The 12,460-nt window shown below is 42.7% G+C and carries 12 protein-coding genes; 4 read left to right on the forward strand and 8 right to left on the reverse strand.

Translation table 11 applies throughout. The features are described 5' to 3' along the window. Nucleotides 1-45: 45 nt before the first annotated feature. The gene (locus ECA01S_RS04055) at nt 46-3,459 is read right to left on the reverse strand and encodes an FtsX-like permease family protein (RefSeq protein WP_067391506.1); all 3,414 of its coding nucleotides are present in this window, start codon (nt 3,457-3,459) and stop codon (nt 46-48) included. Between the two features lie 8 nt (nt 3,460-3,467). Further along, on the reverse strand, nt 3,468-4,169 hold the full coding sequence (locus ECA01S_RS04060; protein ID WP_067391509.1) for an ABC transporter ATP-binding protein: 702 nt from the start codon (nt 4,167-4,169) through the stop codon (nt 3,468-3,470). Between the two features lie 124 nt (nt 4,170-4,293). On the opposite strand from ECA01S_RS04060, the gene ECA01S_RS04065 reads away from it, so the two are divergent. Further along, a complete protein-coding gene (locus tag ECA01S_RS04065; protein ID WP_067391512.1) occupies nt 4,294-4,941 on the forward strand; it encodes a DNA/RNA non-specific endonuclease in 648 nt (215 codons plus the stop codon). Between the two features lie 10 nt (nt 4,942-4,951). Next, nucleotides 4,952-5,311, forward strand: coding sequence for a hypothetical protein (locus tag ECA01S_RS04070; protein WP_067391516.1), 360 nt, complete (start codon nt 4,952-4,954; stop codon nt 5,309-5,311). A 115-nt stretch (nt 5,312-5,426) separates the two neighbouring features. Here ECA01S_RS04070 and ECA01S_RS04075 read toward each other — a convergent pair whose 3' ends face one another. Together ECA01S_RS04075 and nagA are read right to left on the reverse strand one after the other, a co-directional pair. After that, nucleotides 5,427-5,993 (reverse strand): MarR family winged helix-turn-helix transcriptional regulator, encoded by a 567-nt coding sequence (locus ECA01S_RS04075; protein ID WP_067391519.1) that lies wholly within the window; start codon nt 5,991-5,993, stop codon nt 5,427-5,429. Between the two features lie 138 nt (nt 5,994-6,131). Next, nucleotides 6,132-7,280, reverse strand: coding sequence for an N-acetylglucosamine-6-phosphate deacetylase (nagA, locus tag ECA01S_RS04080; RefSeq protein ID WP_067391522.1), 1,149 nt, complete (start codon nt 7,278-7,280; stop codon nt 6,132-6,134). A gap of 165 nt (nt 7,281-7,445) precedes the next feature. Here nagA and ECA01S_RS04085 point away from each other — a divergent pair, with 165 nt between their 5' ends. Then, nucleotides 7,446-8,546 carry a glycerol dehydrogenase gene (locus ECA01S_RS04085; protein ID WP_067391525.1) on the forward strand — a complete coding sequence of 367 codons (1,101 nt, stop codon included), beginning with the start codon at nt 7,446-7,448 and terminating at the stop codon, nt 8,544-8,546. 177 nt (nt 8,547-8,723) lie between these two features. Here ECA01S_RS04085 and ECA01S_RS04090 read toward each other — a convergent pair whose 3' ends face one another. After that, nucleotides 8,724-9,533 (reverse strand): helix-turn-helix domain-containing protein, encoded by an 810-nt coding sequence (locus ECA01S_RS04090; protein WP_067391528.1) that lies wholly within the window; start codon nt 9,531-9,533, stop codon nt 8,724-8,726. A gap of 119 nt (nt 9,534-9,652) precedes the next feature. On the opposite strand from ECA01S_RS04090, the gene ECA01S_RS14320 reads away from it, so the two are divergent. Further along, nucleotides 9,653-9,823 (forward strand): hypothetical protein, encoded by a 171-nt coding sequence (locus ECA01S_RS14320; RefSeq protein WP_169792754.1) that lies wholly within the window; start codon nt 9,653-9,655, stop codon nt 9,821-9,823. 73 nt (nt 9,824-9,896) lie between these two features. Here the strand turns inward: ECA01S_RS14320 and ECA01S_RS04095 are convergent, their stop codons facing one another. The 3 genes from ECA01S_RS04095 to ECA01S_RS04105 form a co-directional block, all read right to left on the reverse strand. Then, complete coding sequence (locus ECA01S_RS04095; protein WP_067391531.1) at nt 9,897-10,082, reverse strand: helix-turn-helix domain-containing protein; 186 nt, start codon at nt 10,080-10,082, stop codon at nt 9,897-9,899. Nucleotides 10,083-10,287: 205 nt separating this feature from the next. Then, nucleotides 10,288-11,502, reverse strand: coding sequence for a pyridoxal phosphate-dependent aminotransferase (locus ECA01S_RS04100; RefSeq protein ID WP_067391534.1), 1,215 nt, complete (start codon nt 11,500-11,502; stop codon nt 10,288-10,290). A gap of 95 nt (nt 11,503-11,597) precedes the next feature. Further along, on the reverse strand, nt 11,598-12,455 hold the full coding sequence (locus ECA01S_RS04105) for an ABC transporter ATP-binding protein (RefSeq protein ID WP_067391537.1): 858 nt from the start codon (nt 12,453-12,455) through the stop codon (nt 11,598-11,600). Between the last annotated feature and the right edge of the window lie 5 nt (nt 12,456-12,460).

The following is a 12,460-nucleotide window of genomic DNA, read 5'->3' on the forward strand; positions in this document are numbered from 1 at the left end:
AGCGAGCAAAAAAAGACTGCCACAAGTTAAGGGCAGTCATTTTGCTTATTCATTTGATTTCAAAGCCTCAATCATATCGACTTTCTTCAATTTCAGATGCATCATCACCATTACAATCAACGTAAAGAGAATCGTAAGTAAGGCTGAATACAGATAACTTAACCAGTGGATTTGCGGACTAAACATCACGGCATCGACTTCGGCCGTATTCAGCACAAAACCATGAAGTAGTTTTCCTAAAAGACAGCCAACGAAAATCCCTAAGAAGGTCAAGACAATATTTTCACGGTAAATATAGGCAGTTACTTCCTTATCATAAAAGCCTAACACCTTGATTGTAGAAAGTTCGCGAATCCGTTCCGAGATATTGATATTCGTCAAGTTGTAAAGCACGATAAAGGCCAGCATCCCGGCAGATAAAATCAGCACCCAAATCACGACATTCAAGCTGTTTAATGTGTCATTCAACGCGCTTCCCATCTGGGTCATAAAGGTGACGTTGGCAACATCTTTATTTTGCATGATTTCTTCTGATAAAGCAGCTTCCTCCTTCTTGGTAGGCTGCTCCTTCAGCAACAAGAACTGACTATTATAGACAGGTTCCTTGCCAAAGACACTTTGGTAATAATCAGGTGTCAAATAGACAAAGTGCATCGTATAATTTTCTGCGATATGAGCGACTTTGATAGGATACGTTTTCTGGTCCTGTTTCAAAGTCAGCGTGTCGCCCGGCTTCAGATCATACAATTTGGCTAGTTTTTCATTAATAATAGCTCCGTCATTCGTCAACTGATACTTTTCGCCACTGATTCGGTCATTGAATAAGACAAAATCAGCAATATTTTCGGGCTTAGCTGGAACATAGACCGTTAAATCTTGATTGGTGACATCGCCACCAGTGGCCTGCATTGTTTCTGCACTAACAGCCATATCGTCCTGATAGCCAGTCAGTTTTGCCAAATCCTTTTGAACCTGTTCGCCAGCATCTTGGCTTATATCTTCATCCAAGGTCACCAGTGCTTGATAATGGAAAATCTTATCAAACTGGATATTCACAATATCTGCGATGGAGTCCCGTAAGCCAAAGCCGGTAATGATCATGGCCATACACCCAGCGATCCCCAGTACCGTCATCGTCATTCGTAATTTATAGCGGAATAGATTACGAGCTGTTACTTTTTGAATAAAACTCAGTCGTCGCCACACAGGTCCCATCCGTTCTAATAGGATGCGTTTCCCAGGCTTCGGTGCTTTCGGACGCAATAGAATTGCGGCGTTAGCCAACAAATCTACCCGTAGTACCACCAAGGCCGAGCCTACTGTACATACTAACGCGACAATCAATGAAATCACGGTATAGCGCGGATACCAAGATAAAAGCACATCCGGAATATTGTACATTGAACCGTAAGCATTAAAAATTAAGGTTGGGAAAACTTGATAGCCCAAGATCAGACCTAAAATTGCGCCAACCAAACTAGCAATACTTGCGTATAGGATATATTTTTGCGCAATTTCACCATTGCGATAGCCTAACGCTTTAAAGGTGCCAATCTCACCCCGCTTTTCTTCCACCATCCGAGTCATAGTGGTTAAGCTCACTAATGCTGCAATCACGAAGAAAAACACCGGAAAGACCGTGGCAATCGCCGCGATTCGGTCCGCATTTTGGCTATATTCACTGTAACCTGGATTATCACTTCGATCGAAATAGAAATACTCAGCCGGCTTCATATCATCAAGTTCTTTTTCTTGTTTCTCTAGCTCTGTTTTAGCCTCTCGCAGCTTGGGCAAATTTTCATCCCGCTCTTTTTCAAAAGCAGTCTTGCCTTCTTCATACTCAGTGCGACCTTCCGCAAGTTTTGCCGCCGCTTCGTCTAATTGCGCCTGGCCGTCAAACCGTCCCGCCTCAAGTTCATTTTCAGCAGCCGTCAGTTGCGCAGCACCAGCCTCTAACTGAGATTGTCCAGCTGCCAGTTGTTTTTTGCCATCCGCTAGCTGTTTTTGAGAAGCATCAAATTGGTCTAACTGTTGTTGGATTTGGGCTAACGCCGCTTCAATCTTGGTGACGCCCGCCTCCGCTTCGCTCGTCTGTTGCGTAATGTTTGCAACGGAAGCGTTGACTTCCTTTTCTAAAGTAGGTAATTGTTTAGGATCCGGAGCTTGCAGCAATTGTTCCGCTGTTTGATAGGCTGGGTCTTCAGGGTTGATCATCTTGATTACCCCTAACCAGGTGGGAATCATGACTTGCGCATTTTCCGCAAACTGTTCCTCTGGACTCGCAGCAAGGGTCTTGATGCCTTCAAGTACTGCTTGGTAGCCCTGAGCCGCTTCTTTTAATTTTGCAACCCCTTCTTCGCCAGCTTTTTGTTGTTGACCCAACTCTAACGCTGTTCCTTTAGCCTTTTCGATATCTGCCTCATGCTTTTTCAATTCAGCTTCAGCATTCGCTAGTTCTTGCTGTTTTTCGTTTAATTGTGCCCGACTTTGCGCTAACTGATCTTTTTGTTCATTAAGTTGCGCTTGTCCATCCGCAATTTTATCATCGAATGTTTGTTGCTGTTGCGCTAGCTCAGTCTCGCCAGTGCTTAATTCCTTTTCAGAAGCTTGTAGTTTTTCTTCAGCATCTGCTAATTTCTTTTCTCCATCTGCGATTTCCTTACGGGCGTCCTTAAGCTTGGTCTCAGCTTCATCTTTGATTTCTTGCAGGCGTTCCGTTCCGCGGTCTGCTAAAAGTTTTTTTAAAGACGCTTCGTGGGCAGCCAGTTTTTTCTCCGTAGTCGTGCCATAGCCATCCTGATCCGTTAAGTCTTTAAAACGAATTAAAAGTTCTGTATAAGTGTCTTGCTTGATGGCTGCCACTGGTACAACGGCAAAATAATCCACTGAGCCTTTACCAACGGTGGTGTTACCTCGCGTATAGTTTTCAATATACTCAGGTGAATTAGCAAAACCTACCACTTTAAATTTGAATCTTTTAAAAAACGCTTCTGTTTCTTTGCTTTCTTCAACCGTATAAGTATCGCCTAGTTTAAAGTCACCGCGATTCGCCTCCGCTTGATCTAGAACGATTTCATCGTCTTTTTCTGGTAAGTGACCCTCGACCAAACGAAATTGACTAATGGTATTATTTTCATCATAGCCAACAAAACGGACGACTTGATTTTCGGCGCTTAAATTGATATCACTTGTGTAACGCGGTTCAACAGCAGCAACCGCCTCAGCCTTTTTAATTATATCAAGATCTTTATCATTCAAACCCAATGTCGACAAAACACGCATATGGTACAAATCATACTTTTCATAGTAGTGATTGGCCGTGTTCAACATATCCGGACCAGTGGCACTGATTCCCGCAAAGAAGGCCACTCCTAAAAAGATAATGCCTAAAATGGAAAAGAAACGAGCTTTTGATTGCTTGATTTCGCGCCATGCCGATTTATGAAGTGCTTTTTTCATCTAACCACCTACCACTCAATCTGACTGATAGGCACAGGATTCGGGTTAATCGTCATCTCGCGAACTTTGGCATCATTGATTTTGATTACTCGATCAGCCATCGGCGCAATTTGGGAATTGTGGGTAATAATTACCACGGTTGTCCCCGTATCCCGTGCGGTATCTTGCAAAATTTGTAAAATCTGTTTACCAGTCTCATAGTCCAAAGCCCCTGTTGGCTCGTCACATAGCAGTAATTTAGGCTTTTTGGCTAGAGCCCGTGCGATTGTGACCCGTTGCTGTTCGCCACCAGATAGTTGGGCTGGAAAGTTTTGCGAACGTTGCCCCAAGCCTACAGAGAGCAATACGTCATCTGGGTCCAAAGCATCGGATACAATCTGAGAAGCCAGCTCGACATTCTCTTTGGCCGTCAAGTTAGGGACTAAATTGTAAAATTGAAAAACAAACCCTACGTCATTGCGGCGATACGTCGTCAATTGGCGACTATTAAAAGTCGCAATGTCTGTACCATCCACAATCACCTGACCTTCATCACAGGAATCCATTCCTCCTAGAATATTTAGCACAGTCGATTTTCCAGCACCACTTGGACCTAAAATAACGGCTAACTCACCTTTTTCGACTTCAAAATTGATACCATTGTTGGCCACAATGGTGGAATCCCCCATGTGATATCGTTTGTATTCATCGATCACTTCTATATATGCCATCGTCTCACCTCAAATTTCTTCTTCACTAAATTCTATCATACTCCCGTAAAAATCCCTACCGGTTGCGCATCTTTCCTTTTTTTATCTGGCGTTTTCTAGTAGAATATCGTGGAGGAGGTTTGTTATGGCAAAAAGAAAAAAAACCGCGACGAAAAGTCCGGCTGTCTGGATCGTTAGCGTCTTAGTCGTCCTTTTTTTAGGCGTTTTAGGTATCCAAATACCAGACGATTGGCAGCAGATATTAGGAATAGATGAACCAAAAACCGAGGTGGTAAAAGGGAATAATCCTGGACCGATTGAATTAGGTCAAGCCGCTTTTACAAGTGACGAGTTGAAGAGTGGTCAAGGTTGGATTAAGTATCACGCCCTCGATTCATTAGGCAGAGCGACGGGTGCTGATGCTTTACTAACTAAAAAAATGATCAATACTGGTACCAGTGCCAACAGTGACATCAGACCACCTGGCTTTGTGAGCGGAAAGGCGCCCTACAACCATTCCCGCGGTCACTTGATTGGCCGGCAAATGGGCGGCTCTGGTGATGATCCTCGCAACCTGACCACCTTATATCAAAATCCCGTCAATACACCGTACATGACCAAATATGAAAATATGATTCGTCAGGCTTTAGAAGATGGTCAAACAGTTCGTTACCGGGTGACACCGGTTTATGAGGGTAGTCAGTTATTATGTACAAAAATCGTAATGGAAGCTCGTTCTTTGGGCAAGAATCCTGAGGTAAACTTCCATGTCGAAATTTTGAATGAACAGTGAGGTGTTGCAGATGTTTCAAGAATTAACAGAAACCCTAACGCCCCAAGAATTTCTGGCGGCAATGGGTGAAACCGAATACCGCGGGATTATTTTTGCCGATAATACGGCTCAGTTACAACAGAATGCGCAGTTCTTAGCCTCCACTGCCACCTTAAGCGCCGAAAAAATCGCAACGTGGCAAGAAGCGGGATTTCTGGTTGTTGCACAAACCATGGATGGCGACTTTATCGGAGCTGACACAGAACGTACGCGTGTTATCCCCAGCAGCCTGTATCAATCAGATATCGAAGTTTACGAACTTCCCATCGTGCCTTTCTTTCAACAGATTGATCAAGGAACCTTACATTCTAACTACATTCCCGAAAGCTAAGAAAAAGCGGTACGAATTTTCGCACCGCTTTTTTTGAGGACTTCTTGCATATCTGCCTCTAACTTTTCGCCAAATAGTATCCATAAAATCATAGACAACATCGCATCCACGCTCCTTATTCGTCAAAACCATAGAAAAAGTCACGATGATGACGACGACTGCCATCACGAGGATCAAAGTGGAATCCGCCTTGACCTTGTTTCATCTTTTCCATCCATTTACGGCGCATCTCTGCATCAAAGCCGCCCCGTCCACCTAGTGCTTCTTCCGGTAGTTGTTCTTCCATCGCTTTGCTTAATTTAGTCAAGATATCATGAAACTGTTGTTGCTCCTCTTCAGTCAAGCTTGCAAAGATGTTTTCTTCTTGCTCTTCAGAAACCTCGCGACCGCTATCTGTCAAGCGTACTACCATAACCCGCCGATCTTCCGCTGAAGGTTCGCGAGTGATATAGCCGCTTTTTTCCAGCTTGTTCAGTAATTCTCCCAAAGATTGTGGTCGCATATCTAACAAATAAGTCAGCTCTCTTTGGGTGATTTCAGGTTGCATCTTCAATAAAGCGAGCACACGTCCTTGACCACGATGTGGATTGCCAAAAGGACCATGTCCTTTGCGTTGCCATGCTTGATAGCGTCTTAGTAACATCTCAAAATTTAAAAACTCATCTAATAATTCTTCATTCATGGTAATTCCTCCTTGTTTCGTTAAGGTACCTTACAAAAAGAATTATACAGGTACCTGCCTATTTAGTCAAGTACCTTACTATTTGTTTCAAAAAAAATCAACGCCTCCTTTTAGGAAACGTTGATCGTACTTTTATCCTTAAGCTGTGTAACGTTCGACACCATCTAAATAAGTTGCCGCTAGATCCATTGTTGGCTCTAAAACGATAAAGTCTGCTTCACGACCTTTTTTGATCATGCCGCATTTATCTTCGATTTTACAAGAAATTGCCGGTACCCAAGTTGCCATCATAATGGCTTGTTCAGGAGTTGCAATTTCCCATTCCACTACATTTTTAATCGCTTCTTTCAATTTCAAAATACTACCAGCTAAATTGCCTGATTCCAAACGAGCAGTTCCTTCTGCCACCACAACGGGGAATTCGCCTAAGTTGTAGTGACCATCTGGCATACCGCCGGCCATCATACAGTCGGTAATCAAAGCAACGTGATCATGACCGACTTTTTCCATTAAAATATCGGCTGCATTTGGATGAACATGATGACCATCACAAATCAACTCTGAGAAAACGTGTTTCAAGGACATCAAAGCACCTACCATCCCAGGTTCACGGTGATTCAAGCCACGCATGCCGTTATAAGCATGAACGAATACACTAGCACCCGCTTCGACAGCTGTTTGCGCTTCTTCTAACGTTGCGTTGCTGTGTCCTAATGCTACGACAACACCTTCATCTGTTACTTGTTCAACAAACTCTTTCACATTTTTACGTTCAGGTGCTAAAGCAATTTTTTTGATCAAACCACCAGAAGCTTCTTGCCACTCATGGAAAGTATCCAAATCAGGATCGCCAAAGTAACTTGGGTTTTGCGCCCCTTTATGTTCTTCAGTAAAGAACGGGCCTTCAAAATAAATACCTTGTACTTTCGCACCTGGTACTTCTTGATAGGTGTTGCCGATTGTTTCAGCTACGTCACGCAAGCGTTCTTTAGTAGAAGTTAAAGTTGTTGGTAAGAATGAAGTAACACCACAAGAAAGTAAACCTTCTGACATCACTTTCAAGCCTTCTGCGTCATTATCCATGACATCATGATTCATAAACCCGTGAATGTGGGTATCAACTAAGCCTGGTGCAATCCATTTTCCACTTTGATCGATGATTGTCACGTCACCAGCTGGTTTTTCTTTCTGGAAATCACCAAAAATCCCATCTGTAATCTCTAAATAACCAGGACCTTTTACATCTGTTGTGTAAAAGAATTTATCCGCATAAACAAAAGTACGCATGATCATCCTTCTTTCTCTCATTGTTACCTTAAAGGTACTCTGTTCCCTTAAAAAAGTCAAGAATGGTGTATACCATTTGTGTAATCTTGCAACTTTTTTAGTAATATTTGTAAGCGTTGTCCTTTTATGTCATACTAAATTTATCAACTATAAGGAGGCAATGCAATGGAACGAATCTTCGCAAGCCCATCTCGTTATGTCCAGGGAAAAGATGTTTTCAAAACGGGGATGGCATACATCAAAGACTTAGGGAAAAAGGCACTCCTCTTAACAGATGAAACAATTTGGGAATTAGTCGGTGCCGAGCTGTTTGACACGATGAAAGAAGCTGAGCTGGATCCAGTCAAAGAAATCTTCTCAGGAGAAGCATCTGAGAAAGAAATCAAACGAATTGGCAAAATCGTCACAAAAGAGAAAGTTGAGGTTATTGTTGCACTAGGTGGCGGAAAAGCCATTGACACAGGAAAAGCTGTCGCAGATGACGCGGAGCTGCCGATTGCGGTGCTACCGACCATCGCCTCAACCGATGCACCCACCTCTTCCTTATCCGTTATTTACAGCGATGATGGAAAATTTGAGCGTTACCGTTTTTATGATAAAAATCCTGAGCTAGTATTGGTGGATACTGCCGTTATTGCGAAAGCACCGGCTAAATTGTTGGCAGCGGGTATCGCAGACGCCCTAGCTACCTATGTCGAAGCTCGTGCTGTCGCGCAAAGTCACAGTCAAAATATGGTGGAAGGCGCGCAACCAATTGCCGCCATGGCGATTGCTGAAAAATGTGAAGAGGTGCTATTTGAAAATGCCTTAAAAGCGTATCAAGCTAACCAAGCCGGCGTTGTAACACCGGCGTTTGAAGCCATCGTTGAAGCGAACACATTGCTAAGCGGCTTAGGCTTTGAGAGTGCTGGTCTAGCAGCAGCCCACGCGATCCATAATGGTTTCACAGCTGTTGAAGGTGACATCCATCACCTAAGCCATGGTGAAAAAGTCGCTTATGGTACCTTGACACAACTAATGTTGGAAAACGCGGACCCTGAAGTATTAGATGATTATATCGACCTGTATCAAGCCTTAGACTTACCTACAACCTTAGAGGAGATGTACTTGGCCAACGCCAGTGAGCAAGAACTGTTGGCTATTGGCGAGCAGGCTACAATCGAAGGCGAAACAATCCATAACATGCCCTTCGAGGTTTCAGCAGAAGACATCGTGGATGCTTTAAAAGCAGTAGATGCCTACGTGAAAGCATACTATCCACAATAACAATGAGGATGGGACAGAAGCGTCTAACTCCGAGAAATAAGAAGGAATACACAGAAATTGCTCTTCAAATTTTTGAGTATTCCAGCTTATTTCCGAAGGAGTTGCTTCTGCTTCCACCGTTTATTCTGAAGAAGAGGTTGAGACATAACTCAAAAAGTTATGTCTCAACCTCTTTCATTAGTTTACAGTATGAATCCATTCTAAGTATTCCGCAAATTTTTCATATTTTCGGCTTTCTTCTGGATCGTTCATTAATTTGGCCTTCAAACAGAAAAGTTCCGGCAAGAAATAATAACTATTTTTTTGACGTAACCAAGAGATGCCTTGATCTACCTGTTCCAGCGCTCTTAATGGCTCATGATTTTGAATCAAAAAGCTGGCATAATTATAAAAGATTTTCGCCAACTCCACATGAATCCGTTCTGATGGCAGCGTATAAAACTGATGGATACTTTCTTCTAAAAAGCGCCGAGCCTTTTCTTGATTTCCAAGAGACATAAAGACTTTTCCCATACAGCTCATAATCTGGATTTCCCAGTCAGTAATAAACGGTTTATTACGGTGATAAGACAGATCCAGTGCATGGCGCAAATCCTGAAGTGCCTGCTCGTTATCGCGGAAAAGATAATACTGACAACTGCCGCGATAGTAATAGTAGCGTTGCAAGTCCGATTCTAAATATAAAATATCCTCTACATGGTCCAATGAGCGATATAAAGCATGATACTCTTTATGGCGAAAATAGAAGGCAAAGGTCTCCATCAACTCATTGATTTTTTGCACCCGCTCAGAATTGAAGGTCAGCACCTGATCCATGCTCACTCCTAGTCGTTGGCACAGCTGCTGCATCACCATGACATTCGGCAACTCTTCATCATTCTCGATGCGACTCAACACACTTTGAGAGCAAATATCCTGTGACAGCATTTTCTGTGTCATTTTACGATCTTTTCGGATTTCTTTCATCACACTGCCAAACGAATTCATACGCCCTCCCAAAATATGCGAATTTGCATTATGCTGTCATTGTACTTTATTGCATAATAGGTTTCAAGTTAAATTCCACGATCCAACTAGCATCGAATGACGATAAAGGAGGGTTCCAGATGGAAACAAAAACCGTCTCGTTTTCTTGGGAAGATCAAGAATACCAAGGAATCATTGAAAAAGAGTATGAAAATGCTTATCTGCTAGAGGTTATCGCCCCTAGTGATGAGATGTATGAGAAATTTACAAATCGCATGATTGTCAGTAAAAAAGAGTGTCGTGCGAGTTAAGCAGTCTGCTGCGTCAAAAAAATAGCCAAACGTTCCGCTTGCTAACAGCTGCCGGAGCGTTTGGCTATTTGTTTTAAAAGCCGCAAAAGCCGCCTTTGATCAAGCTTTTGATCAATGCCTCACTGACTTCATCAATTGGTTTCTCTTTGCGTTCCCAAGCATCTACATCAGCGGCACTCACTTGCAGCATATCGGCTAAATCTTGAGATTGCCAGCCTTGGGCTTCTTTGATTTGAGTAATTGCTTCTGGAATGTTCATGGTCTTCACTCCCCTCAAGTGTAGTTTTAGCACAAAATCATTCTTTTTTCGAATAAAATTACTCGAGACTCTTTCCAGTTCGCACTCCCTTATAATCAGTTGTAAAAATACACAAAAAACAGACCAGGACATAACGCAAAAAGTTATGCCCCAGTCTCTTCATATTCGAATAAACGGTAGAAGCAAAAGCAACCTCTTCCAGCTTTTATTGGCGATACGTTGTTAAAAATTCCCGCATCTTATCTGTCGTAAACTTCAAATCCTCAATTTTCGGTAAATAGACAATTCTAAAGTGATCCGGCTGATTCCAGTTAAAACCGCCACCATGTACTAATAAAACATGATGTTTATGCAGAAAATCTAAAACAAACTGCTCATCATTCACAATATTAAAGCGGGCAATGTCAATTTTCGGGAAAATGTAAAAGGCCGCTTTAGGTTTCACTGCTGATAAGCCTGGAATATCATTGATAGCATTATAGATAAATTCTCGTTGTTCATAAATACGTCCGCCTGGCAGTAACAATTCATCGACACTTTGATAGCCGCCTAACGCTGTTTGAATGATTTGTTGTGACAACACATTTGAACATAGACGCATACTTGCTAACATGTTCAACCCTTCAATATAGCCCTTAGCATGAGACTTATCTCCACTAAGCACCATCCAACCGCAACGGAAACCCGCTACCCGGTGAGATTTCGATAAGCCGTTCAAGGTCACTACCAGTAAGTCTGGTGCCAAAGTTGCGATAGGAATATGCACTAAGCCATCCATCACTAGGCGGTCATAGATTTCATCAGAGAAGATAATCAAGCCATGCTCGCGCGCTAACTCGACGATTTGGTCCAAAATTTCTTTTGGATAAAGTGCTCCCGTTGGATTATTAGGGTTGATGATGACGATGGCTTTGGTCCGTGACGTGACTTTTTTCTTCATATCGTCAATATCAGGATACCATTCAGCCTGTTCGTCACAGACATAGTGAACTGGTGTCCCACCAGCCAAAGAAACCGATGCTGTCCATAGCGGATAATCTGGCATAGGTACTAATACCTCATCCCCCGTATCTAAAAGGCCTTGCATACTCATGGTAATCAACTCGCTGACGCCGTTTCCGGTATAAATATCATTGATGGTCACATTAGGAAATTTTTTCAGCTGACAATATTGTTCAATTGCTTTACGTGCTGAAAAAATACCTTTTGAATCACTGTATCCTTCTGAATTACGGACATTCATGATCATATCTCGAACGATTTCGTTTGGTGCATCAAAGCCAAATGGTGCCGGATTGCCGGTATTCAATTTCAAGATGCGAATTCCCGCCTCTTGCATACGATCGGCTTCATCCAAAACTGGTCCTCGGACATCATAGCTGACATTTTCTAATTTAGACGATTTATCAAATTCTCTCATACTTAGTCCCCCAAAAGCCCTACGGCATGATATAACGTTACGTTACTCTAGTCTTTTAAAAAAAGCAATCCTTCATGAAAAAATTGTCCGAATCTTTAGTTCTCAAAATACAATCGGTAGCGTTCCCCTAAAGATAAGGTCTCGTATGCAAAGGGTAGATCTAAAACCGCCAATTCTGACAGCCAGCGACCTTTATCCTCCGGCAAAATCAGTAATTGACCATTCTTTAAATGGATTTTTTCTACATAAGGCAGTTCCGGTAATGTGACGGCTGTTGTCAGTTTCAAAAAACGCTGACCTTGGTCCTCTTTGTGATACTCGTGGATAAAAGCCCCATCTTTTAAAAATAAAACGCGATCCGCATAGCTTTGCAAGTTATCCAGAAGATGGGAAGCAATTAAAATAATTTTTCCTGCTTGCCGCTGCTCTTGAAGAATCTGGGAAATCAGTGAGACATTCACTGGATCGAGACCGTTCATCACTTCATCTAAAAGCAATACTTCGGTATCTGCCACGACTTGCATCGCAAAGCACAGACGTTGCCGCATGCCAAGAGAATAGGTTCCAACGCGCTGCTTGTAATAACCGGTCATTTGTAACTGATGGGCGACCGCCTCGACTCGTGCCGGATTGCTTTGCCACATTTTAGCGTAAAGCTGCAAATGGTCGCGTCCCGTTAAGTCTTCATAAAGATCTTGCTGATCGGGGAAAAACGTGATTAAACGATGGCTATTTGCCTCCTGCTTTTTGCTTCCATAGCAGGGCTTTCCTTGATAGTACACGGCACCACTACTGGGATGAACATAATTCATCAGTACTTTTAAAAAAGTCGATTTGCCCATGCCATTCGGTGCCACTAGCCCGACAATTTCTCCTGGAACAAAAACCTGGGAAATATCTGCTAGGACTTTCTTTGCGCCAAAAGCGACATTGATATTCTTTACTTCAAGCATATAGA

The sequence above is a fragment of the Enterococcus canis NBRC 100695 genome (assembly GCF_001544375.1).
GTDB lineage: Bacteria > Bacillota > Bacilli > Lactobacillales > Enterococcaceae > Enterococcus_H > Enterococcus_H canis.

What these genes read in the sequence shown, in the direction of transcription:
- ECA01S_RS04055 (WP_067391506.1), bottom strand. Translation starts at nt 3,459, where the DNA reads ATGAAAAAAGCACTTCATAAATCGGCATGGCGCGAAATCAAGCAATCA.
- ECA01S_RS04060 (WP_067391509.1), bottom strand. Translation starts at nt 4,169, where the DNA reads ATGGCATATATAGAAGTGATCGATGAATACAAACGATATCACATGGGG.
- ECA01S_RS04065 (WP_067391512.1), top strand. Translation starts at nt 4,294, where the DNA reads ATGGCAAAAAGAAAAAAAACCGCGACGAAAAGTCCGGCTGTCTGGATC.
- ECA01S_RS04070 (WP_067391516.1), top strand. Translation starts at nt 4,952, where the DNA reads ATGTTTCAAGAATTAACAGAAACCCTAACGCCCCAAGAATTTCTGGCG.
- ECA01S_RS04075 (WP_067391519.1), bottom strand. Translation starts at nt 5,993, where the DNA reads ATGAATGAAGAATTATTAGATGAGTTTTTAAATTTTGAGATGTTACTA.
- nagA (WP_067391522.1), bottom strand. Translation starts at nt 7,280, where the DNA reads ATGCGTACTTTTGTTTATGCGGATAAATTCTTTTACACAACAGATGTA.
- ECA01S_RS04085 (WP_067391525.1), top strand. Translation starts at nt 7,446, where the DNA reads ATGGAACGAATCTTCGCAAGCCCATCTCGTTATGTCCAGGGAAAAGAT.
- ECA01S_RS04090 (WP_067391528.1), bottom strand. Translation starts at nt 9,533, where the DNA reads ATGAATTCGTTTGGCAGTGTGATGAAAGAAATCCGAAAAGATCGTAAA.
- ECA01S_RS14320 (WP_169792754.1), top strand. Translation starts at nt 9,653, where the DNA reads ATGGAAACAAAAACCGTCTCGTTTTCTTGGGAAGATCAAGAATACCAA.
- ECA01S_RS04095 (WP_067391531.1), bottom strand. Translation starts at nt 10,082, where the DNA reads ATGAACATTCCAGAAGCAATTACTCAAATCAAAGAAGCCCAAGGCTGG.
- ECA01S_RS04100 (WP_067391534.1), bottom strand. Translation starts at nt 11,502, where the DNA reads ATGAGAGAATTTGATAAATCGTCTAAATTAGAAAATGTCAGCTATGAT.
- ECA01S_RS04105 (WP_067391537.1), bottom strand. Translation starts at nt 12,455, where the DNA reads ATGCTTGAAGTAAAGAATATCAATGTCGCTTTTGGCGCAAAGAAAGTC.